The sequence below is a fragment of the Bordetella sputigena genome (assembly GCF_965137885.1).
In the GTDB taxonomy this organism is placed as follows: domain Bacteria; phylum Pseudomonadota; class Gammaproteobacteria; order Burkholderiales; family Burkholderiaceae_B; genus Bordetella_C; species Bordetella_C sputigena.
Map to the genome: position 1 here is coordinate 130251 of NZ_CBCSCA010000002.1, position 21027 is coordinate 151277.

A 21027-nucleotide genomic window follows, 5' to 3' on the forward strand; every position below is an offset into this window, starting at 1 on the left:
GCCTTGCCGGGATGTCAGGACGAGCCCACCAGCAGATCCATGAACCGCGCCATCTGTACGTCCTGCGACGTCACGCCGCCCGCGTCATGCGTGGACAGCACGACTTCGACGCGATTGTAGATATTGGACCATTCGGGGTGATGGTCCATCTTGGCCGCCATCAGCGCGACGCGCGCCATGAAACCGAAGGCGGCGTCGAAATCGGCGAATACGAAGGTCTTGGCGATCGCGTCGCGGTCCGCGACGGCGGTCCACCCGGACAATTCCCGCACGGCCCGATCGGCGCCTATCCTGGCAAGGTCACTCATGGCGGTACTCCGGCTTATCCGTGGTCACAGGGCGTCGTCGTCGGATTCGCCCGTGCGGATCCGGATGGCCTGCTCGACCGGGGTCACGAAGATCTTGCCATCGCCGATCTTGCCGGTGCGCGAGGCCTTGACGATGGCTTCGATGGCGTTGTCCACCATCTCATCGGGCAGAACGACTTCGACGCGTATCTTCGGCAGGAAGTCGACGACATATTCCGCGCCGCGATAAAGCTCGGTATGCCCTTTCTGGCGGCCGAAACCCTTGACTTCGGTCACGGTCAGGCCGCTGACGCCCACTTCGGCCAGGGCTTCGCGAACTTCGTCCAGCTTAAAAGGTTTGATGATGGCGGTTACTTGTTTCACGTGCAGTCCTCGATTCTATTTATGTCGGATGGGTGGCGGGATCAGGTCGTTTCCCGAAAGCCGTTCGTGACAGGATAGCGCCAATCCCTGCCGAACGCCCTGGGAGTAATACGGGGGCCGGGGGGCGCCTGGCGCCGCTTGTATTCGCTGATGCGGATCAGCCGCACCACCTGCTCGACCGCGTCCTCGGGGAAACCGGCGGCCACGATATCGGCGGCGGACTGATTGCGCTCCATATAGCGCTCCACGATCCCGTCCAGGATGTCGTAGGGCGGCAGGCTGTCCTGGTCTTTCTGGTCGGGCCGCAATTCGGCCGACGGCGGCCGGGTAATGATGCGCTGGGGAATGATCTCCTTCTGGCGGTTGCGCCAGTTGGCCAGGCGGTAGACCAGCGTCTTGGGTACGTCCTTGATCACCGCGAAACCGCCCGCCATATCGCCGTACAGCGTGCAGTAGCCGGTCGTCATCTCGGACTTGTTTCCGGTTGTCAGCACCAGGCGTCCCGTCTTGTTGGATAGCGCCATCAGCAAGGTGCCGCGCACACGGGCCTGGATGTTCTCTTCCGTGGCGTCCGGCGCCATGCCCGCGAAGTGCGGCGCGAGCGCGGATTCGAAGCCTTCCACGACCGGGCCGATGGCGATCACGTCGTAGCGCACGCCCAGGCGCTTGGCCATATCCGCGGCGTCGGTCTGCGAGATGTCCGCGGTATAGCGCGACGGCATCATCACGGCGCGCACATTGTCCGCGCCCAGGGCGTCCACGGCGATGGCCAGCACCACGGCCGAATCGATGCCGCCGGACAGGCCGATGATGGCGCCCGGAAAGCGGTTCTTGCCCAGATAGTCGCGCACGCCCACGACCAGGGCCTTCCAGACCTGCTCTTCCGGCTCGCTGGGCCGCAGGTCGGCCCGCGCGTCGACGGGCGTGACGCTGCCATCGGCGCCGACGTCCACGGCATGCACGCAGGCCTCGAATTCGGGCAGGCGCGCGCGCGGCTGTCCCTGCGCATCAACCGCGAAGGAGGCGCCGTCGAACACCAGTTCATCCTGGCCGCCCACCATGTTGGCGTAGATCACCGCGCCGCCGCTCAGGCGGGCGCATTCGGCCACGACTTCCATGCGCTGGGCCTGCTTGCCGGTATTGAACGGCGACGCATTGGGCACCAGCAGCACCTGGCTGCCCGCGTCGCGCGCCGCCTGCGGGGCATGCGAGAACCAGATATCTTCGCAAATCACCACGCCGAAGCGCACGCCCTTGACGTCGAAGGTAAAGGGCTTGCCGTCGGCAATGAAATAACGCTGCTCGTCGAAGACGGAGTAATTCGGCAGTTCGCGCTTGCGGTAGGTGCCCAGCACCTGGCCTTCCAGCAGCACCGAGGCGGCGTTGTACAGCACGTGCCGGCCGGTGCGGTCGGCGAAGGCATAGGCCTTGGCGCCGCAGGTATCGCCGTCGACGTGGCCGACGACCACGTGCAAGCCCTTGAGTCCGGCCAGCTCGCGGCGCAACTCATCCAGTTGCTGCTGTTGCTCGCAGACGAACTGCGGCCGCAGCAGCAGGTCTTCCGGGGGATAGCCGGTCAGTACGAGTTCCGGCGTCAGCAGTATGTCGGCGCCCATCCGGTGCGCATCGCGGGCCGCCTGCAGGACACGCTCGGCATTTCCGCAGATGTCTCCGACACAAGAATTGATCTGGGCGATCGCCACGCGGGGTGCGGTCATGGGGTTGCTTCCGTAAAGAGTGTGACGGACCGCCGGCGGAACGGCCGGCAGCGCCGTTGGAACGTGAATCGATTATCTCACCATCGGCCGGCGGTGCCGGGTCGATTATCTCACCGCCCTCCACGCCGGGCTCTATAATCCCCGTCACTATGTCGACGCCCTCCTCTCCCTCCCAGAACCAGTTCGCCAACAAGGCGCAAGCCTGGTCCGCCCGGTTTTCCGAACCGGTCTCCGATCTCGTCAAACGCTATACGGCTTCCGTGGATTTCGACCAGCGCCTGGCGCGCCACGACATCCAGGGTTCCCTGGCCCATGCGGACATGCTCGCCGCCCAGGGCATCATTTCGGCGCAGGACAAAGCCGATATCGAGCGCGGCATGGCGCAGATCCTGGCGGAAATCGACGCCGGCAGCTTCCAGTGGCTGCTGGATCTGGAAGACGTACACCTGAACATCGAAAAGCGACTGGTTGAACTCGTGGGCGATGCCGGCAAGCGGCTGCACACCGGCCGCTCGCGCAACGACCAGGTCGCCACCGATATCCGCCTGTGGCTGCGCGGCGAAATCGACATCGCGCTGGATTTGCTGCGTCAGCTGCGCCACGCCCTGGCCACCGTGGCGGCCGAGCATGCCGACACCATCATGCCGGGCTTCACCCATCTGCAGGTGGCCCAGCCCGTGACTTTCGGCCACCACCTGCTGGCCTACGCCGAAATGTTCGGGCGCGACGCCGAACGTCTGCAGGACTGCCGCCGCCGCGTGAATCGCCTGCCGCTGGGCGCCGCGGCGCTGGCCGGCACCAGCTTTCCGATCGACCGCGAACGCGTCGCCGCCACCCTGGGCTTCGACGGCGTGTGCCGCAATTCGCTGGACGCCGTGTCGGACCGCGACTTCGCCATCGAGTTCTGCGCCGCCGCCGCGCTGGTGATGACCCATGTCTCGCGGCTGTCGGAAGAACTGGTGCTGTGGATGAGCCCGCGCGTCGGCTTCATCGATCTGGCCGACCGCTTCTGCACCGGCAGCTCCATCATGCCGCAGAAGAAAAACCCCGACGTGCCCGAACTGGCGCGCGGCAAGACCGGCCGGGTCAATGGCCATCTGGTGGCGCTGCTTACCCTGATGAAGGGCCAGCCGCTGGCCTACAACAAGGACAACCAGGAAGACAAGGAAGGCCTGTTCGATACGGCCGATACGCTGCGCGACACCCTGACGATCTTCGCCGACATGGTGGGGGGCATCAAGGTCAAGGCGGAAAACATGCGCGCGGCCGCGCTGCAGGGCTACGCCACCGCCACCGACCTGGCCGATTACCTGGTCAAGCGCGGCATCCCCTTCCGCGATGCGCATGAAGTGGTCGCGCATGCCGTGCGCGACTGCGAACTGCGCGGCTGCGACCTGGCCGACCTGACGCTGGCGGAACTCCAGGCCTACCACGCGTCCATCGGCGAGGACGTGCACCAGGTGCTGACGCTGGAAGGCTCGGTCGCGGCGCGCAACCACGTCGGCGGCACCGCGCCGCAGCGCGTGCGCGAAGAAGCGCAACGGGTGCTGGCGCAGACCGCCGCCTGACCTATTGCCACCGCCCCCGGCGCCGGGGGCGAGTGCGTCAAAGGCCGCCGATCAGGCGGCCTTTTCTTCGGCCTCGGCCTGCGCGGCCTCGCGGCGCTTTTCCGCCGCCTGCTGCTGCGCGGCCGCTATCGCGGCCGCATCGCCGGACTCGAATACCGCGATGGATTCCACATGCCCCGTATGCGGGAACATATTGATGACGCCCGCGCTGAGCAGGCTGTAGCCGCCTTCATGCACCATGATGGCGGCGTCGCGCGCCAGCGTGGCGGGATTGCAGGACACGTACACGATGCGGCGCGGCCGCTCGGCGGCGGATAGCTCCGCCAGCGCCTGCGCGACGGCCTGCGCGCCTTCGCGCGGCGGATCGATCAGCATGCGGTCGAAGTGGCCCAGGCCGCGCAGCCACCGCACATCGACCTCGAACAGGTTCAGGGTCGCGAACGAAACGCGCTCGCCCAGGCCGTTGCGCGTCGCGGCTTCGTGCGCGCGGTCCGTCAAGGCCTTGCTGCCCTCCACGCCGACGACTTCCCGCGCCCGCGTGGCCAGGGGTAGCGTGAAGTTGCCCAGGCCGCAGAACAGGTCGGCGACGCGCTCGTCGGGCCGCGCTTCCAGCAAGGACAGCGCCCGCGACACCAGCGCGCGATTGATGGCGTGGTTGACCTGCGTGAAATCGGTAGGCTTGAAGGGCATGCGCAGGCCGAATTCCGGCAAGGTATAGGCCAGCGTCTCGGCATGCTCCCGTTCGAGCGGATGACAGGTGTCCGGGCCCTTGGGCTGCAGCCACCATTGCACGCCGTTTTCCCGGGCGAAGGCGCGCAGGATCTCGATGTCGCCCGGCGTCAGGGGGAGCAGGTGGCGCAGTACCAGTACCGTGGCGGCATCGCCCACGGCGACCTCGATCTGCGGCATCCGGTCGGGCGCGGACATGGCGCTGATCATCGCCCGCAAGGGCATCAGCAGCCGCGCCACATGAGGCGGCAGGACGTGGCATTCGCGCATGTCGGCGACGTAGCTGCTCTTGCGCTCATGGAAGCCCACCAGGACGCCGCCCTTCTTGGGCACGACACGCACCGAAAGCCGGGCGCGGAAACGGTAGCCCCAGGTCGGTCCGTGCAGCGGCGGCAGGATGCGCTGCGGGCGCAGCTTGCCGACGTGCCAGAAGGTGTCCTCCAGCGCGCGCTGTTTGATCGCGACCTGGGCGGCTGGCTCCAGGTGTTGCATGGCACAGCCGCCGCATACGCCGAAATGCGGACAGCGGGGCGTCACGCGCTGGGACGAGGGACGCAGCACCTCTACCGTGCGGGCGATTTCGTAGGACGGCTTGCGGCGCACCGTTTCGCCGACAACACGCTCGCCGGGGAGCGCGCCTTCGACGAACACGACCTTGCCTTCGCGGCGGGCGATTCCCCTGGCTTCCAGGTCCAGGGATTCGATATTCAGGACTTCGGACATCGGCTATCTCATGAGAACAGCCCGGCATTGTAGAAGTTCTGCGGAGCCGGCGCGCGGCCCGGGCTGGCGCCAGTCCCGAGGGGCGTTTCCGCCTTGGGGCGGCCCGGCGGCGGAAAGGCCCCCACGCCGCGCCGGTAAACCGGCTTGCTGCCCCCCAAGGGGGCTTTCCGCCTTGGGGCGGCCCGGCGGCGGAAAGGCCCCCCACGCCGCGCCGGTAAACCGGCTTGCTGCCCCCCAAGGGGGCTTTCCGCCTTGGGGCGGCCCCCGGCGGCGGAAAGGCCCCCCACGCCGCGCCGGTAAACCGGCTTGCTGCCCCCCAAGGGGGCTTTCCGCCTTGGGGCGGCCCGGCGGCGGAAAGGCCCCCACGCCGCGCCGGTAAACCGGCTTGCTGCCCCCCAAGGGGGCTTTCCGCCTTGGGGCGGCCCGGCGGCGGAAAGGCCCCCACGCCGCGCCGATAAACCGGCACGAAAAAAAACGTCCGCCGGATGGCGGACGTTTCCCCTTGGGAGCGCGGTCAAGCCGCTTTTGGTATGCGTGGCGCGGCCGCTTAGAACGTGCGCGAAATCGAGGCGACCAGCCCCAGCCGGCCGGCTGGATGGTCGTACTTGGTGTTGTACCAGTTGTCCTTGGAGGCGCCGACGGCGGCCAGCCCGAAGATCCAGCCCTTGACGTCCTTGGTGACGCCCAGCTTGTAGTCCACGTAATGGCCGAGCTCGTCGCCGTCCGTATCGACCTGGTTCTTCAGCTTCTGATACCCCACGTGTCCCACCAGACCCCAGCCTTCGCCCAGATCCCAGGTGGCCGACGCATCCAGGTACCAGGTGCCCTTCGAATTCGGCGTGCTGAAGAAATCGCTCGGCGTATAGGAGTACTTCAGCGAGTAGCCGCCATAAGTGCCGGCGATATACAGGTCGGTGTTGTTGTAGTTGCCGCCCTTCGGCGACGTCGAACCCGGGTAGTAATAGTGCAGCGCGCCGACGTCGATGCCGAAGCCGTTGTAGACCTCGCCACGCCAGCCGCCGTAGAAGTCCATCTCCAGGTTGCCTTCCGTATACAGGGTGCTGGAGACATTCGAGTTCCAGTTGCCAAGGTAGAAGCCCGACGAGTGCGTCAGGTCCAGTCCCAACTGTGCCGCCGGCCGGAAGTCGGTCTGCGAATAGCCACGGAAACGATAGTCGTTGGTGATGGTGGCGTTGCCGCTCAGCGAAAACCCGGCACCCAGGTCGGTCGGATCGGCGTGGGCAGCGGCGGCAAAACACGTGGCAAGAACAAAGGGGACTGCGCGCAGCGTCTTCTTCATGGCAAGGATCCTAGTCTCAATGATGCGTGTATGTAGGCATGACTCGGCGGGCGAACCCGCCGAGCCATGGCGCAGCGGAAATGACAAGAAGTTCGAAACCGCCGCGGCCACGCCCCATTCGCATGGAGAGTCGCCGCACCTCCTCGGCTTCTCCACGTTCAAAGCGAAATTCGTGCCAACTTTTCACACCTTGAAGGATCCATAAACAGCCGCTCGCAGCCGCGCGAGCCCGCACCAAGGCGGTGCAAAGGGCGCCCCGCGGGCCCGCGCGAACGACGCCCCACAAAAGGGAAACGCCCGGATCCGTGCATCGGATCCAGGCGTCGTGCCCGTTATCGGAGAGACTCGTGCGGCCAGCCAGGTGCGGTGGGACTAGGTGCTGCTGCCCGCGTGCTGCCGCCCGGGGTGCGGCAGCCCGGATGCGGCCGGCCAGGTGCGGCCGGCCAAGCCTCGTACAGCGCTTAGCTGGACGTCGCCGGTGCGGCCGGGGCCGGCCGATGGTTGGCGCCGGTGCGGCCTTCCTTGCGGTGTTCCTCCCGGCGCTCCTGCATGCGCGCCTGGCGGTCCTTGACGAACTGCGTCACCTGCTGGCGCTGCCCGTCATTCAGGCTATCCCACACGGCCAGCCACTTCTGCCGGACCTCATCGGCCCTCGCCTGGGTCTGCTGCCGAGCCTGCGTCTGCGCGTCCATCAGCGCATGCGGATCCAGCTTGCCGGCCTGCAGCTGCTGGTCCAGGACCTTGTGCCGGCTGGCCATGCCTTCCCGCATGGACTTGTCGAAGTCCTGCTGCGCCTGCTGGGCGGACGTGAACAGGGACTGCTGGTTGGCGTCCAGCTTCAGCGCCGCGACTTCCTTCTTGCCGACGGGGCCGACGCCGGGCACCCACAGCGCATCGCGCATGCCTTGCATGGGGTGGAAATGACGGCCGCCCGCGTCCTTGCCGGGCTGCGCCGCGCTGGACTGCGCCGCGCTGGACTGCGCCGCGGACGAAGACGCATCCGGCGCCGCCGAGGCAGCCCCGGCGAAAGTGCCGGCCGCGACGGCGAGAGCCAGGCTGGCGACAACGGGACGAATGGCGAATCGGTTCATGAAAGGTCTCCTGTGGAGTGAGAGTGCGAGACCATTGTCATGGCGGGCCGATTACGCGCCGGTTTCGCGCATGGCCCTGTCTGTTTCAGTCGATTGCGCCCCGCCCAGGGCGGGCAGCCGTAGTGACAGGGGCGAAGCGCCGGCCCCGCGTTATAGCGGGCAACGGGTGGCGATCCCCGATCAGGGCGCCGCCCGGTCCTGGTCCCAGGCCGCCAGGTATTCCTTCCAGTGCGGCGCCGGGCTGGCCGCCAGCGTGTCGCGCACCAGGTCGATTTCTTCCCGATAAGAAGCGGCATCGAGCTCGCCGCGCAGGAAGCGCCAGCGGCAATACACCAGCCAGGTATTGACCACGTCCGTCTCGCAATAGGCGCGGACGTCGTCGGCCTTGCCCTGGTTCCAGGCCTCCCACACCTTGCCGCCGTCCATGCCCAGCTTGCCGGGAAACCCGCACAGCTTGGCCAACTGGTCCAGCGGCGCATTGGCGCGGCCGTTGTACTTGGCAAGCACATCCATCAGGTCGATGTGGCGGGTGTGGTAGCGGCCGATGTAATTGTTGAACTTGAATTCGCGGTCGTCCTCGCCCAGGTCCCAATAGCGGGGCGCCGCCACGCCGTGGATCAGGCTGCGATAGTGCAGCACGGGCAGGTCGAAGCCGGACCCGTTCCAGCTGACCAGCTTGGGCGTATAGCGTTCTATCGTTTTGAAGAAACCCGCCAGCAGCGCGGGTTCATCGTCATCCGGCTTGCCCAGCGTGCGCACCCGAAAGCCCTGGTCGTCGCGAAACACGCAGCCGATCACCGCCACGCGATGCAGATGCAGCGGCAGGAAATCGCTGTTGCCGCCCGTGGCCTCGCGCCGTTCGGCGAAGGCGCGTTCGGCGACTTCGCTGTCGGGCACGTCCGCGCCCCAGCCATTCAAGCGGCGCAGCCCCGCCACGTCGGGCAAGGTTTCCAGATCGAAGACCAGGGTGGGCGTCATGGTCAGCGCTGCGGCAGGTATTGCAAGGGATCGACCGGCGTGCCCTGGCGGCGGATCTCGAAGTGCAGGCGCGGCGACGCCGCGTCGGTCTGGCCGATCTCCGCGATCTTGGCGCCCTTCTTCACTTCCTGCCCGCTCTTGGCCAGCAGCGCGCGATTGTGCGCATAGGCGGTGATGAAGCCGTTGGTGTGCTGGACGATGATCAGATTGCCCAGGCCGCGAACGCCGTTGCCGCTGTACATGACCTTGCCGTCGGCGGCCGCCACGACCGGATCGCCCGGGTTGCCGGCGATATCGACGCCCTTGGTACTGTTATTGAAAGTCGCGATCACCTGCCCCTGCGCGGGCCAGCCCCAGTTGATCAGGCCGGCATCCGACGCGCGGGCCGGCTTGGGCGTTTCCGCCGGCGCGGGCGTAGGCGTGGCCGGCGTCGTGTTTGCCGGCGGCTGCTGCGCGGGCGCGGGCTGGGCCGGCTGCTCGCCCGGCGGCGGCAGCGGCGTAGGCTCGATACGGTTGTCGGCCGGCTTGACCGGCGTGGGCGCGGGCTTGGCGCCGCCGGCTGCCGCGGGCCCGGCCGCCCCACCGGACGGCGCGGACAGCTTCAACACCTGTCCCACCGCCAGATGGTTGGAATCCGCGATGTTGTTCCAGCGTTTCAGGCTTTCGACGTCGACCCCATTGGCGCGCGAAATACCGTACAGCGTGTCGCCGGGCTTGACCACATAGGTGGCGCCCGTGGCGGCCGGGGTCGCCGGCGTGGGCGCGGTATTCAGGTCGACGACCGGCGCGCGCTCCGTGCGCGATGCGCAGCCCGCCAGGACGAGGCAAAGAAGTCCCACCCAGATCACTGCGCGGGACGAGCGCGCGGCCTGCGCGCCCGGGAATTCGGTGGCGGTCAGCTGCAACTGCCCGTCGAGCATATGATTCTCCTGGTTGCTCACGATTGTATGCCGGCCCTTAGCGGGACAAATCGAACGGCTTCGAGTTCCACGCGTTTCCAGCTGGACGCCCCGGTCCGCTCCACCAGCACCAGGCGCTGGTCGGAACCGCCTTCGGGCGCGATCAGCCGGCCGCCCGGCGCAAGCTGCGACAGCAATGCTTGCGGTATGGCCAGGCCGGCGGCGGCCACAACAATAGCATCGAAAGGCGCCGTATTCGGCAATCCCAGCATGCCGTCGCCATAGGACAGGCGCACGCGCGTGGTCAAACGTAGTTGCCGCAAATGACCGCGCGCCAGTTCGTACAGTCCGCGTATGCGTTCGATCGCGTAGACGTCGCGGATGAACTGCGCCAGCACCGCGGCCTGGTAGCCGCAGCCCGCGCCGACTTCCAGCACGCGCGTGGGTTCGCGGTCTTCGCAAACGGCGGCGATCATGCGCGCCACCACCCAGGGCTGCGAAATCGTTTGCGAATGCCCTATGGGCAGCGCCGCGTCTTCATAAGCGCGGCTGGCCAGGGCCTGGTCCACGAACAGATGACGCGGCACCGCCTCCATCGCGTTCAGGACCCGATCGTCGGTGATGCCCTGGTCGCGCAGGCGCTGCACCATCGCGCGGCGCAGGCGCTCCGAGTTCAAGCCGAGGTTGCCGCCCGCGTTGGGCACCGCCGGGGCGCCGCCGGGCAGCGTCGGCACGGTGCGCGGCAGCGTGGCCGCGGAAATCCGGGTATTGCTGTTGGCGGCGGTATAGCCGGGCCCCAGGCTGCCGGACTGGTAGGTGCCGCTGCGCGACCTGACCGGCGGGCTGGCCGGCGGAATGGGTTCCGGGTCTACCCTTTTGCGCATAGAGGCTCCGCCCAGTTGCGCAGTTCAGGCAGCATCGCCTGATGCGTCAGGTCCAGCCGCAGCGGCGTGATCGATACCGCGCCGTCGGCCACCGCGTGGAAATCCGTGTCCGGGCCGGCGTCCAACGCCAAACCGGCGGGGCCTATCCAGTAGACGGTATCGCCGTAGGGCGTGGTGGTGCGCACCACGGGCTCGGAAGGATGCCGTTTGCCTAACCGCGTCACGCGCATGCCCTGCATGGTCTGCAGCGGGCGATTGGGGATGTTCACATTCAATAGCACGGGGGCCGACAGCGGTTGGGCGATCTGGTGTTCGACCACGCGGCGCGCGGTCGCGGCGGCGGCATCCAGGTGGGCCCAGCCTTTTTCGTGCAGGGAAAACGCGATGGCAGGAATTCCAAACAGATAGCCCTCGATGGCGGCGGCCACGGTACCCGAATAGAGGGTGTCGTCGCCCATGTTGGCGCCGTTGTTGATGCCGGAAACAACCAGATCCGGCCGTCCGTCCACCAGCCCGCCCGTGAGGGCGACGTGGACGCAATCGGACGGCGTGCCGTTGACGTAGAGAAAACCATTGGCGGCTTCGCGCACCGACAGGGGCCGGCTCAGGGTCAGGGAATTGGAGGCGCCGCTATGGTTGACCTCCGGCGCGACCACGGTCAGGTCGCCCAAGCCCCGCAAGGCATCCACCAGCGCCTGGAGGCCGGGCGCCGAATAGCCATCATCGTTGGAAACCAGAATCCGCATTCTGCGTCGAAAAGAAAATTATGGCGGCGGGTCGCGTCGAATTGTACTGTAGGCAGCCGGCGCGGCAGCACCACGGTAGAATCCGCGCCTGTTTCTTCCCGTGGAAAGGTCCATGCTGCAGATCCACTATCCGATCGCCTACAACGTCGGCCTTGTCGTACTGGCCTATCTGATTGGCTCAATCCCCTTCGCCGTGGTGGTGACAAGGCTGATGGGGATGCAGGATCCGCGCACCTATGGGTCCGGCAACCCGGGCGCGACCAATGTGCTGCGTTCCGGCAACAAGACCGCGGCGGCGCTGACGCTGCTGGGCGACGCGGCCAAGGGGTGGTTCGCCGTATGGCTGATTCAACGCATCGGCAGCCCGGTCGGCGTGACCTGGAACGTCATCGCCCTATCGGCCGTGGCGGTGTTCCTGGGGCATTTGTTTCCCGTTTTTTTGAAATTCCAGGGCGGCAAGGGCGTGGCGACGGCGCTGGGCGTGCTGTTCGCGGTATCGCCCTGGCTGGCGCTGGCCACGGTGGCGACGTGGATCATCATCGCCGTGTTCTTTCGCTATTCGTCGCTGGCCGCGCTGGTGGCGGCGGTGTTCGCGCCGGTGTATTACCTGTTCGGATCCAAACTGGCGTGGTACGCGGAGCCGCCGCTGTTGGCGGCGATCACGGTCATCAGCGCCCTGCTCATCCTGCGCCATCGAGCCAACATCAGCCGCCTGCTGAACGGCACGGAATCGCGGATCGGACAGAAAAAGAAAAGTTGAGCAGTGCGGCCGGCCAGGTGCGGCCGGCCAGGTACGGCCGCTGATCAGGCCGCCACTGACACTTCTTCAAGGTCCCAGCGCGGACGGACGGTGAAGGCATGGCTGCCTCGATCCAGCACCGCCAGCCCCGCCTTGACACGCTCACCCGCGGCGAACGCGATCATGGCGCCGTTGTCCGTGCACAGGGACAGCGGCGGAAAATAGGCCCGCGCCTTCAGCCGCGGCAGGGACGCCGCCAGGCGCTCGCGTAGCGCCTTGTTGGCCCCCACTCCGCCCGCGACCACCAGGCGCCGCAAGCCGGTTTCCTTCAGGGCGCGCGCCGCCTTGGCGGCGAGCACGTCCACGATGGCCGCCTGGGTGGCGGCCGCCAGGTCGGCGATCGACGCGGCATCCGGCGCGCCGCCCGAACGCTCCATCGCCTTGACCCGAGTCAACACCGCCGTCTTCAGCCCGCTGAAGCTGAAATCCAGGTCGCCGCTGTGCAGCATGGGACGCGGCAGATCGAACCGCGTGGGATCGCCCTGCTCCGCCACCCTGGCCAGCGCCGGCCCGCCCGGATAGCCCAGGCCCAGCAGCTTGGCCGACTTGTCGAATGCCTCGCCGGCCGCGTCATCCAGCGTTTCGCCCAGCAGGGTGTAGCGCCCCACCCCGTCCACGCGCATCAGCTGCGTATGGCCTCCCGACACCAGCAGGGCCACGAAGGGAAACTCCGGCCGCGGATCCGCCAGCAGCGGCGACAACAGATGCCCTTCCAGGTGATGCACGGCAATGGCGGGCAGGTCGCGCGCCCAGGCAAAGGCCTGCGCGACGCTGGCGCCCACCAGTAGCGCGCCCGCCAGGCCGGGGCCCGCGGTATAGGCGACGGCATCGATGTCCGACACCGCGAGGCCGGCTTCGCGCAATACCTGGCGCGTCAGCGGCACCACGCGCCGCACGTGGTCGCGCGACGCCAGTTCCGGCACCACGCCGCCGTATTCCTGATGCATGGCGATTTGCGTATGCAGCGCATGCGCCAGCAGGCCGCGTTCGGTGCACACCGCGGCCACGCCGGTCTCATCGCAGGAGCTTTCAAAACCGAGAATGATCATGGGCGCGAGTTTACTGCGATGCCTGCCTTTCTCTCGTCGACGCGGCGTCGCCGCCGGGTCCATTGCTTGCGGCGGCGCCCGCCTTCAACGCCATGGCGGCGCGCAGGCGCCGAAAGAGCCCCGCGGAAATGGTATGTTCGCGCCTTGGCCGATCACTCCCGCGACGACGGGACTGCCTGGGAGAAGCGCATGCTGGAACGACTATTCAGATTGACGGAACACGGGACCACAACGCGCGGGGAGGTCGTCGCGGGACTGACGACCTTCCTGACGATGTCCTACATCATCTTCGTCAATCCCGACATCCTGTCGACCACCGGCATGGACCGCGACGCGGTCTTCGTCGCCACCTGCCTGGCGGCCGCCCTGGGTTCGCTGATCATGGGGCTGCTGGCCAACTGGCCCATCGGCATGGCCCCCGGCATGGGATTGAACGCCTTTTTCGCCTTCACCGTGGTCAAGGCCATGGGCTACTCCTGGCAGCAGGCGCTCGGCGCCGTCTTCATATCAGGTTTGATATTCCTGCTGCTTACGGTGACCGGCGTGCGCGGCTGGCTGATCAAGGGCATCCCGCAATCGCTGCGCAGCGCCATCGCGGCGGGCATAGGCCTGTTCCTGGCCATCATCGCCCTGTCCAACGCCGGCATCGTGGTGGCCAACCCGGCCACCAAGGTCAGCCTGGGCGACCTGCGCACGCACGGCCCGCTGTTCGCCGTCCTGGGCTTTTTCATCATCGCGGCGCTGGACGCCCTGCGCGTGCGCGGCGCCATCCTGATCGGCATCCTGGTGGTCACGGTGCTGTCCATGGCCCTGGGCTACAACAACTTCCAGGGCCTGTTCTCCACGCCGCCCAGCCTGGCGCCCACGCTGATGCAGCTGGACATCGCCGGGGCGCTGCACAGCGGCTTCTTCCACGTAATCCTGGTCTTCGTGCTGGTGGAAGTCTTCGACGCCACGGGCACGCTGATCGGCGTGGCCAAGCGCGCCGGCCTGATTCCCGAAGGCAAGCCCAATAACCTGGGCCGCGCGCTGTTCGCCGACAGCGCGGCCATCGTGGCGGGCTCGGCGCTGGGCACCAGCAGCACCACGGCCTATGTCGAAAGCGCCTCCGGCGTGCAGGCGGGCGGCCGCACCGGGCTGACAGCGGTCGTGGTCGCCCTGCTCTTCCTTGCGGCGCTGTTCATTTCGCCGCTGGCCGGATCGGTGCCGGCCTACGCCACGGCGCCCGCCCTGCTCTACGTGGCCGGCCTGATGATGCGCGAGCTGATCGAAGTCGATTGGAACGACGTTTCCGAAGCCACGCCCGCGGCGCTGACGGCACTGGTGATGCCCTTCACGTACTCGGTGGCCAACGGCCTGGCGTTCGGCTTCATCAGCTACGTGGTGCTGAAGACGCTCACCGGCAAGGCCCGCGAGGTGCATGCGGCCACCTGGCTGGTCGCCGCGCTGTTCGTGATCCGTTTCGCCTTCTTCGCCGGCTGAGGCGGGCCCCGTATCCGCTTCTTCCACGGCATCGCGGCCACCGCCTCGCGCACCATCGGCGCTGTCCCGCGGCGGAGCAGGCAAACGGGCCCGGCAGCCCGACCCGCGCTAAAATAGCGGGTTTTACAGACCCGCTGTCTTCATGACCTACGCCGTCAAGGAAATTTTCAAGACCCTGCAGGGCGAAGGGGCGCAGGCGGGACGAGCCGCGGTCTTCTGCCGCTTCGCGGGCTGCAACCTGTGGTCCGGCCGCGAAAGCGACCGCGCCACCGCCGCCTGTACCTTCTGCGATACCGACTTCATCGGCACCGACGGTCCCGGGGGCGGTAAGTTCGCCACCGCCGAGATGCTGGCCGATGCGCTCGCCGCCGAGTGGGGACCCGACACCGCCCTCCGCTACGTGGTCTTCACGGGCGGCGAACCGCTGCTGCAGCTCGACCGTGCCCTGATCGCGGCGGTGCACGCGCGCGGCTTCACCATTGCCATCGAAACCAACGGCACCATGGTGCCGCCGGAAGGCATCGATTGGATCTGCGTCAGTCCCAAGGGCAAGGCGCCCGTGCTGCTGCGCGCGGGCAATGAGTTGAAGCTGGTGTTTCCGCAGGCCGACGCGCGCCCCGAGTCCTTTGCCGGCCTGAAGTTCGATCACTTCTTCCTGCAACCCATGGACGGGCCCGAACGGGCGGCGCACACGCAAGCCATCGTCGAATACTGCAAGCAGCATCCGCAATGGCGGCTGAGCCTGCAAACCCATAAATACATAGGCATTCCATGAGCAGCCCCCCGCGCCCGGAACCCGGCACGATCTCCGTCACCCGCAGGCTGGAATTCGACGCCGGCCACCGCATTCCGGACCATCGCAGCCAATGCCGCAATATGCACGGCCATCGCTACGTGCTGGAAGTCACGCTGGAAGGCCAGGTCATCGACGCGCCGGGCGCCTCGGACAACGGCATGGTGATGGACTTTTCCGACATCAAGGCGATCGCCAGCGAACACGTGGTGGATCGCTGGGACCACGCATTCCTGGTGTACGCGGGGGACGACGCGGTGCGCGGCTTCCTGGAAACCCTACCGGGCCACAAGACCGTGGTGCTGGACCGCATTCCCACGGTGGAAAACCTGGCGCGCATCGCCTTCGACATCCTGCGGCCGCATTACCATCGCCAATTCGGCGGCGACCTGCGCCTGGCCCGCGTGCGGCTGTATGAAACGCCCAATTGCTGGGCCGATTGCGAAGGCTGACGACCCGCTTGTTCAGGACCCGGCCTGATCCGCGGCAAGCGGGGTATCGGCTTCCTGATATTCCAGCAGATCGCCCGGCTGGCATTGCAAGGCGCGGCATATCGCTTCCAGGGTGTCGAAGCGCACGCCCCTGACCTTGCCGGATTTCAGCAGGGACAGGTTTTGTTCCGTGATGCCGACGATGGCGGCCAGGTCCTTGGACTTCATCTTGCGCTTGCTGAGCATGACGTCCAGTGTGACGACGATGGGCATTGCAGTCCTGTCGCGGTATGGGGTGCCGTGTCGCGGATCGCTACACGAATTGCTGGTTTTCCCGATAGACCTCGGAGGCGCGCTGCAGAATGCGGCCGATGATGGCGATGCAAGCGGCGACGAACAGCGCCACCAGTGCCGACGTGTCCAAGGACAGCGCCACGATACGGTGGCCCGGTTCGGCGCGTATCGTCAGCCATATGCTCAGCACCGGCTCGGTCAGGAACTGCACCACTACCCACAAGGCGATCGAACGGCCCACCGCGGCCAGATGGCGTCCGGCCTGCATGGAGAAGTAGGCGCCTTCGGCATAGTCGCTGAACAGCGTGCGCAGATGGCTGAGCCCGCGCATCAGCACCAGCAGCGGAATGCTGGAAATCGCCATGGCGCCGATGGTCTGCCACGCCGGGAACCGCGCCAGGTCTATCGATCCATCCGCAAGCCAGCGCGAGGTCAGCCCGAAGCTGAAACCATAGCCGTGCGGACCGTAAGGCGGATAAATCCAGTTGACGATGTTAAGCAGCAGCAAAGCGGCCATCACCACCAGGGTGAGGCCCGCCATGCGGTGGCTGAGGCCGGCCAGACGATCGGGCATAAGGCTGCGACGGGCGCGGGCGCGGTTGAACAGGGTCATAAGGAACCTCTTGAAGAATGGCGGCTTGGCGCCGGGCAACACCGTCGATCGCGGATCGCCGATAAGCCATCGCCCATCGTTGCGGCGCTTGCCCAGCGCGCACGCATCATAGCAAGAATATTATCGTAAAACAATAATTTATTGCCGCCTGGGATTAATCGAAACGTGCGTAGCCCGCCACGGCCGGCCCGCCCATCGCCGGATCGGAAACCCCGTCGGCGCCCGTTTCCATCCGGCCCGCGAAACGCCTCGCATAGGCAGGACCATCCTCCCGCTTCAACGTGAAGTCGTACCAGCAATGCGAGGCGGCCAGGGGCCAGCGCCATTCGGCTTGCTCGCCCGCCGGGATATCGCGGCGCCAGGCCGCGCCGTCGAAGTAGGCGTTGTCGTTGACGGCAACCGCCATGCTGGCCTTGGATGGATTGAGTATCGTCAACACCAGCGCGCCCTCGCCCGGCGCATAACGGACGCGCGCCACCGGTGATGGCCCCGCGGTTTCGCGCGGCAAGGTGCCGGCGAAATGCCGGTGAAAGCCGTTGGGGCCCAGCACCCAGAGGTTGTAGCGTCCGTCCGGACCCACCGCGCCGTCCGGCAAGGGCGGCCAGAGATCCTCCAGCGCCCTGCCCGGTTCCACCGTATAGCGGCGCGGCAAGGCGTCCAGCCGGTGGATGTCGTACACATGTAAGACGGCGGCCCGCCCGCCCGTATTCGAGAAATGCAGACGCACGCGGCGCATCGGCCCCGGCGTGGCGGCGGCCGCGTCGCCATGCGCCAGGATGTCGTCGTCCACATGCAGTTCGTACGGCAAGGCGCGCGAAGGCCGCGTGCCCCTGGCCTGCGCGGGCAGTTCGAGCGCCGCCGGCGCGACGGGCGCGGTCGTGCCCGGCAGCGAACGGCTGCGGCCGTCCAGCGTGGCGGTATCCGGCAGGTGCGCCAGCACGGCGGCATGATTCGGTGTGGCGAAATCGAAGCACGACATCAGGTCGCCGGCGACGGCCCGCCGCCACGGGCTGATATTCGGCTCATCGACGCCGAACCGGCGGGCGATGAAACGCAGCACCGACGTATGGTCGAAGACCTCCGAATTCACCCAGCCGCCGCGGCTCCAGGGCGAGATCACATACATGGGCACGCGCGGCCCCATGCCATAGGGATGATGGCGATACGCCAGCGTGGACGGTATGCCGCCAACGTCGTCGCCCAGATAGTCGTCGGAGACATCCACCGTGCTGGCGCCCTGCGGATCGCGCGCCGCCGTGCCGCCTTCGGTGCGCGCGTACGACGGCGGCGCGGGCGGCGGCATATGGTCGAAGAAGCCGTCGTTCTCGTCGAAGTTCAGGATAAGCACCGTGCGGCTCCACACACGCGGATTGCACGTCAACGCCTCCAGCACCTGCGCGGTGTAGGCGGCGCCCTGCGCCGGACTGGAGGGCTGCGGATGTTCGGAAGCCGACGAGGGCGCGCAGATCCACGAGACCTGCGGCAGGCGGTCCGCCATGACATCGGCCCGCAACGCCGACAGGTTGCGCGTGCGTATGCCTTTTTCGTACAGCGCGCGTTCGCGCTCCGTGCGCTCCGGCAGCACGGCGGGGACGCTGCGCGCATGGGCCTGCCGGAAGGCCTTGAAGCCGAACAAGGGATTCAGCGCGTAGAACTCGAACTCATTGTCCTGGTACACCTGCCAGCTGACGCCGGCGTCCTGCAGGCGCTCCGCATAGGTCATCCAGGTGTAGCCGTCCTTGTGCGCGCCATTGCCCAGCTTGTTGTAGCTATTGTCCAGCGCCGGACCGTTGTAGACGCCCGGCCGCGCGGGATCGCCGCGGCCGTGGTTGGTGCCCGTGTAGATGAAGCATCGATTCGGGTTGGTGCCGCCGGTCAGCGAACAATAATAGGCATCGCACAGCGTAAAGGCATTCGCCAGCGCGAACTGGAAGGGCATGTCCGCCTGGGCGTAGTACACCATGGACGCATTCTTCTTGAACTGCGGCCAGTGCGTCATGCGCCCGCCGTCCCAGGCATCCTGGGCGTCGGGATACAAATGAGGCGTACCCGCCGTGCGCATCAGGCGGAAATCCACCGCCGTGTCGTTGTGCTGCGGTGCGAGGATGGCCGGCAGTCCCGCCGGCTGGCCGTCATGACGCTGGTACCACACCGTCCGGCCCGCCATGCCCGGCGCATCGGGCACCGGAATGGGAAAGCGGTCGCCGAAACCGCGCACGCCGGACAGCGTGCCGAAGTAATGATCGAAGGAGCGGTTCTCCTGCGTCAGGACGACGATGTGTTCGACGTCCTGCAAGGTACCCGTGCGGCGGTCGGCCTCGATCGCCAGCGCCTTGCGTATGGCGGGCGGGAACATCGACAGCGATGCGGCGGCGGCCGCGCCGCGGCTCGACTTGCGGAAGAATTCACGGCGACGATGGTCGATCGGCATAGGCGAGGCTGGCTCCGTGTATGCGGCGGTCGGCCGCCCGTTTGCAGAAGCGGTTTCTCCGGGACCGCTGGCTCGCATGATAGCGGCAGCCGCGCCGCCCGCATGCGTCAGGCGCAAGTATGCATGGATTCCCGGCACATTCAGCTGACTGTCCCGGTGCCGCGTCCGGACCGGTTTCTTCATCCACCGCCAGCGATTACAGTGGAGGCTCGCCGGCGCCAAGCCAGCGCCACCAGCCGGTTTCTCGTCCACCGCCGCTTGCGCGGCGCGCCAAGAGAGGTAAGACATGAGCACGCAGCCGACGAACGCCCCGCCCCAGCCGACCGCCGCCAACGCGCCCGATGTATCGAAGGCGTCCAGCCATTTCGACGCCATCATCATCGGCGCGGGCCAGGCCGGGCCGCCCCTGGCCGGGCGGCTGACGCAAGCGGGCCAGCGCGTCGCGCTCATCGAACGCAAGCACTTCGGCGGCACCTGCGTCAACACGGGCTGCATGCCGACCAAGACGCTGGTGGCCAGCGCCTACGCCGCCCATCTGGCCCGGCGCTCCGCGGACTTCGGCATCACGCTGCCGGGCCAGATCGGCGTGGACGCCACGCGCCTGAAGGCGCGCAAGGACGAAGTCGTCATGCGCGCGCGGGGCAACGTCGAGAAGTGGCTGCGCGGCATGGACAACTGCACGGTGCTGCGGGGCCATGCACGCTTCACCGGGCCGCATGAGCTCGACGTCGACGGACAGCGCCTGTCGGCCGATCGTATCTACATCAACGTCGGCGGCCGCGCCAATATCCCCGACATGCCGGGCGTGCGCGATATTCCCCTGCTGACCAACACCAGCCTGCTGGAGCTGGACAGCGTGCCGCGCCATATGGTGGTCATCGGCGGCAGCTACATCGGCCTGGAATTCGCGCAGATGTATCGCCGATTCGGCGCGGCGGTCACGGTCGTGGAGAAAGGCCCGCGGCTGATCTCCCGGGAAGACCCGGACGTCTCGGATGCGATCCTGAAGATCCTGGAAAAGGAAGGCATCCGCGTACACCTGAACGCGGAATGCATACGCTTCGAAGCGCATGCGGACGGCGCGGTCGTGCGGGTTTCCTGCAAGCAGGATCCCGGCCCCATCGTCGGCTCGCACGTGCTGATGGCGGTCGGCCGCGTGCCCAACACGGCCGACCTCGGGCTGGAGGCCACCGGCGTAAAGACCGATGAACGCGGCTACATCGTCGTCGACGACGAACTGCGCACCAATGTCCCGCATATCTGGGCGCTGGGCGATTGCAATGGACGCGGCGCCTTCACGCACACCTCATACAACGATTTCGAAATCGTCGCGGCCAATCTACTGGACCAAGACCCGCGCCGCGTCAGCGACCGCCTGCCCTGCTATGCCCTGTACATCGACCCGCCCCTGGGCCGCGTCGGCATGACCGAAGCCGCGGTGCGCGCCAGCGGCCGGCCGGCGCTGGTGGGCATCCGTCCCATGACCCGCGTCGGCCGTGCCGTCGAAAAAGGCGAAACCGAAGGCTTCATGAAGGTCGTCGTCGACGCCGAAACCAAGGCCATCCTGGGCGCGGCTATCCTGGGCACCGGCGGTGACGAAGCCATCCACGGCATCCTGGACATCATGTCCAGCAAAGCCCCCTACACCACCTTGCAACGCACCGTGCATATCCATCCCACGGTGTCGGAGCTGATACCTACGGTGTTGGGGGAGTTGAAGCCGCTCGCGGATCAGAACGACACTTCCAGCGAAACTCCCGAATAGTTGGCGCGCGGCGCCAATTGACGACCCGGACTTTGTTCGGAATGGAGTCCGACAACACCTGAG

Annotated in this window: 20 protein-coding genes; 6 read left to right on the forward strand and 14 right to left on the reverse strand. The window is 67.0% G+C overall.

All coding sequences use genetic code 11. From position 1 onward, the window contains the following. Positions 1 to 14: 14 nt before the first annotated feature. The 3 genes from ACNA0R_RS03775 to ACNA0R_RS03785 are packed head-to-tail and all read right to left on the reverse strand — an operon-like array spanning position 15 to position 2389. Complete coding sequence (locus ACNA0R_RS03775) at positions 15 to 308, reverse strand: 4a-hydroxytetrahydrobiopterin dehydratase (protein WP_415824580.1); 294 nt, start codon at positions 306 to 308, stop codon at positions 15 to 17. 24 nt (positions 309 to 332) lie between these two features. Beyond that, the gene (locus ACNA0R_RS03780) at positions 333 to 671 is read right to left on the reverse strand and encodes a P-II family nitrogen regulator (protein WP_415824581.1); all 339 of its coding nucleotides are present in this window, start codon (positions 669 to 671) and stop codon (positions 333 to 335) included. A gap of 41 nt (positions 672 to 712) precedes the next feature. After that, positions 713 to 2389 carry an NAD+ synthase gene (locus ACNA0R_RS03785; protein ID WP_415824582.1) on the reverse strand — a complete coding sequence of 559 codons (1677 nt, stop codon included), beginning with the start codon at positions 2387 to 2389 and terminating at the stop codon, positions 713 to 715. A 149-nt stretch (positions 2390 to 2538) separates the two neighbouring features. Here ACNA0R_RS03785 and argH point away from each other — a divergent pair, with 149 nt between their 5' ends. Beyond that, a complete protein-coding gene (gene argH / locus ACNA0R_RS03790) occupies positions 2539 to 3957 on the forward strand; it encodes an argininosuccinate lyase (RefSeq protein WP_415824583.1) in 1419 nt (472 codons plus the stop codon). A 51-nt stretch (positions 3958 to 4008) separates the two neighbouring features. Here argH and rlmD read toward each other — a convergent pair whose 3' ends face one another. The 7 genes from rlmD to surE all read right to left on the reverse strand — a co-directional run bounded on the left by rlmD (position 4009) and on the right by surE (position 11307). Next, positions 4009 to 5409: a 23S rRNA (uracil(1939)-C(5))-methyltransferase RlmD gene (rlmD, locus tag ACNA0R_RS03795; RefSeq protein WP_415824584.1), complete on the reverse strand. Its 1401-nt coding sequence runs from the start codon at positions 5407 to 5409 to the stop codon at positions 4009 to 4011. Positions 5410 to 5956: 547 nt separating this feature from the next. Further along, positions 5957 to 6709 (reverse strand): TorF family putative porin, encoded by a 753-nt coding sequence (locus ACNA0R_RS03800; protein WP_415824585.1) that lies wholly within the window; start codon positions 6707 to 6709, stop codon positions 5957 to 5959. A gap of 461 nt (positions 6710 to 7170) precedes the next feature. Continuing rightward, complete coding sequence (locus tag ACNA0R_RS03805; protein ID WP_415824586.1) at positions 7171 to 7800, reverse strand: hypothetical protein; 630 nt, start codon at positions 7798 to 7800, stop codon at positions 7171 to 7173. Positions 7801 to 7980: 180 nt separating this feature from the next. Beyond that, complete coding sequence (locus ACNA0R_RS03810) at positions 7981 to 8778, reverse strand: 3'-5' exonuclease (RefSeq protein WP_415824587.1); 798 nt, start codon at positions 8776 to 8778, stop codon at positions 7981 to 7983. A gap of 2 nt (positions 8779 to 8780) precedes the next feature. Next, entirely contained in the window at positions 8781 to 9698 is a 918-nt protein-coding gene (locus ACNA0R_RS03815; RefSeq protein ID WP_415824588.1) for a peptidoglycan DD-metalloendopeptidase family protein, read from the reverse strand. A 17-nt stretch (positions 9699 to 9715) separates the two neighbouring features. After that, positions 9716 to 10561: a protein-L-isoaspartate(D-aspartate) O-methyltransferase gene (locus ACNA0R_RS03820; protein WP_415824589.1), complete on the reverse strand. Its 846-nt coding sequence runs from the start codon at positions 10559 to 10561 to the stop codon at positions 9716 to 9718. Beyond that, positions 10546 to 11307, reverse strand: a complete 762-nt coding sequence (gene surE / locus ACNA0R_RS03825) for a 5'/3'-nucleotidase SurE (protein ID WP_415824590.1) — start codon at positions 11305 to 11307, stop codon at positions 10546 to 10548. Before surE ends, ACNA0R_RS03820 begins: the two co-directional genes overlap by 16 nt. A gap of 112 nt (positions 11308 to 11419) precedes the next feature. On the opposite strand from surE, the gene plsY reads away from it, so the two are divergent. After that, the gene (gene plsY, locus ACNA0R_RS03830) at positions 11420 to 12067 is read left to right on the forward strand and encodes a glycerol-3-phosphate 1-O-acyltransferase PlsY (RefSeq protein ID WP_415824591.1); all 648 of its coding nucleotides are present in this window, start codon (positions 11420 to 11422) and stop codon (positions 12065 to 12067) included. A 44-nt stretch (positions 12068 to 12111) separates the two neighbouring features. On the opposite strand, the gene tsaD is transcribed toward plsY, so the two are convergent. Then, positions 12112 to 13155, reverse strand: a complete 1044-nt coding sequence (gene tsaD, locus ACNA0R_RS03835; RefSeq protein ID WP_415824592.1) for a tRNA (adenosine(37)-N6)-threonylcarbamoyltransferase complex transferase subunit TsaD — start codon at positions 13153 to 13155, stop codon at positions 12112 to 12114. A gap of 189 nt (positions 13156 to 13344) precedes the next feature. On the opposite strand from tsaD, the gene ACNA0R_RS03840 reads away from it, so the two are divergent. From ACNA0R_RS03840 to queD, 3 genes are all read left to right on the forward strand, one after another. After that, positions 13345 to 14637, forward strand: a complete 1293-nt coding sequence (locus tag ACNA0R_RS03840) for an NCS2 family permease (protein ID WP_415824593.1) — start codon at positions 13345 to 13347, stop codon at positions 14635 to 14637. A 142-nt stretch (positions 14638 to 14779) separates the two neighbouring features. Next, the gene (gene queE / locus ACNA0R_RS03845; RefSeq protein WP_415824594.1) at positions 14780 to 15412 is read left to right on the forward strand and encodes a 7-carboxy-7-deazaguanine synthase; all 633 of its coding nucleotides are present in this window, start codon (positions 14780 to 14782) and stop codon (positions 15410 to 15412) included. After that, on the forward strand, positions 15409 to 15882 hold the full coding sequence (gene queD / locus ACNA0R_RS03850; RefSeq protein WP_415824595.1) for a 6-carboxytetrahydropterin synthase QueD: 474 nt from the start codon (positions 15409 to 15411) through the stop codon (positions 15880 to 15882). The genes queE and queD overlap by 4 nt, the downstream gene beginning before the upstream one ends. Before the next feature lie 12 nt (positions 15883 to 15894). Here queD and ACNA0R_RS03855 read toward each other — a convergent pair whose 3' ends face one another. The 3 genes from ACNA0R_RS03855 to ACNA0R_RS03865 form a co-directional block, all read right to left on the reverse strand. Further along, positions 15895 to 16134 (reverse strand): helix-turn-helix domain-containing protein, encoded by a 240-nt coding sequence (locus tag ACNA0R_RS03855; RefSeq protein ID WP_415824596.1) that lies wholly within the window; start codon positions 16132 to 16134, stop codon positions 15895 to 15897. Between the two features lie 40 nt (positions 16135 to 16174). Next, positions 16175 to 16768 (reverse strand): DUF2975 domain-containing protein, encoded by a 594-nt coding sequence (locus tag ACNA0R_RS03860; protein WP_415824597.1) that lies wholly within the window; start codon positions 16766 to 16768, stop codon positions 16175 to 16177. Positions 16769 to 16922: 154 nt separating this feature from the next. Beyond that, positions 16923 to 19199: a phosphocholine-specific phospholipase C gene (locus tag ACNA0R_RS03865; protein ID WP_415824598.1), complete on the reverse strand. Its 2277-nt coding sequence runs from the start codon at positions 19197 to 19199 to the stop codon at positions 16923 to 16925. 286 nt (positions 19200 to 19485) lie between these two features. Here ACNA0R_RS03865 and ACNA0R_RS03870 point away from each other — a divergent pair, with 286 nt between their 5' ends. Then, positions 19486 to 20964 carry an FAD-containing oxidoreductase gene (locus tag ACNA0R_RS03870; RefSeq protein WP_415824599.1) on the forward strand — a complete coding sequence of 493 codons (1479 nt, stop codon included), beginning with the start codon at positions 19486 to 19488 and terminating at the stop codon, positions 20962 to 20964. The last annotated feature ends 63 nt before the right edge of the window (positions 20965 to 21027 follow it).

Coding starts and splice junctions, on each gene's coding strand:
- ACNA0R_RS03775 (WP_415824580.1), bottom strand. CDS start 308: ATGAGTGACCTTGCCAGGATAGGCGCCGATCGGGCCGTGCGGGAATTG.
- ACNA0R_RS03870 (WP_415824599.1), top strand. CDS start 19,486: ATGAGCACGCAGCCGACGAACGCCCCGCCCCAGCCGACCGCCGCCAAC.
- ACNA0R_RS03860 (WP_415824597.1), bottom strand. CDS start 16,768: ATGACCCTGTTCAACCGCGCCCGCGCCCGTCGCAGCCTTATGCCCGAT.
- ACNA0R_RS03800 (WP_415824585.1), bottom strand. CDS start 6,709: ATGAAGAAGACGCTGCGCGCAGTCCCCTTTGTTCTTGCCACGTGTTTT.
- rlmD (WP_415824584.1), bottom strand. CDS start 5,409: ATGTCCGAAGTCCTGAATATCGAATCCCTGGACCTGGAAGCCAGGGGA.
- ACNA0R_RS03810 (WP_415824587.1), bottom strand. CDS start 8,778: ATGACGCCCACCCTGGTCTTCGATCTGGAAACCTTGCCCGACGTGGCG.
- queE (WP_415824594.1), top strand. CDS start 14,780: ATGACCTACGCCGTCAAGGAAATTTTCAAGACCCTGCAGGGCGAAGGG.
- tsaD (WP_415824592.1), bottom strand. CDS start 13,155: ATGATCATTCTCGGTTTTGAAAGCTCCTGCGATGAGACCGGCGTGGCC.
- argH (WP_415824583.1), top strand. CDS start 2,539: ATGTCGACGCCCTCCTCTCCCTCCCAGAACCAGTTCGCCAACAAGGCG.
- plsY (WP_415824591.1), top strand. CDS start 11,420: ATGCTGCAGATCCACTATCCGATCGCCTACAACGTCGGCCTTGTCGTA.
- queD (WP_415824595.1), top strand. CDS start 15,409: ATGAGCAGCCCCCCGCGCCCGGAACCCGGCACGATCTCCGTCACCCGC.
- ACNA0R_RS03820 (WP_415824589.1), bottom strand. CDS start 10,561: ATGCGCAAAAGGGTAGACCCGGAACCCATTCCGCCGGCCAGCCCGCCG.
- ACNA0R_RS03805 (WP_415824586.1), bottom strand. CDS start 7,800: ATGAACCGATTCGCCATTCGTCCCGTTGTCGCCAGCCTGGCTCTCGCC.
- ACNA0R_RS03865 (WP_415824598.1), bottom strand. CDS start 19,199: ATGCCGATCGACCATCGTCGCCGTGAATTCTTCCGCAAGTCGAGCCGC.
- ACNA0R_RS03855 (WP_415824596.1), bottom strand. CDS start 16,134: ATGCCCATCGTCGTCACACTGGACGTCATGCTCAGCAAGCGCAAGATG.
- ACNA0R_RS03785 (WP_415824582.1), bottom strand. CDS start 2,389: ATGACCGCACCCCGCGTGGCGATCGCCCAGATCAATTCTTGTGTCGGA.
- surE (WP_415824590.1), bottom strand. CDS start 11,307: ATGCGGATTCTGGTTTCCAACGATGATGGCTATTCGGCGCCCGGCCTC.
- ACNA0R_RS03815 (WP_415824588.1), bottom strand. CDS start 9,698: ATGCTCGACGGGCAGTTGCAGCTGACCGCCACCGAATTCCCGGGCGCG.
- ACNA0R_RS03840 (WP_415824593.1), top strand. CDS start 13,345: ATGCTGGAACGACTATTCAGATTGACGGAACACGGGACCACAACGCGC.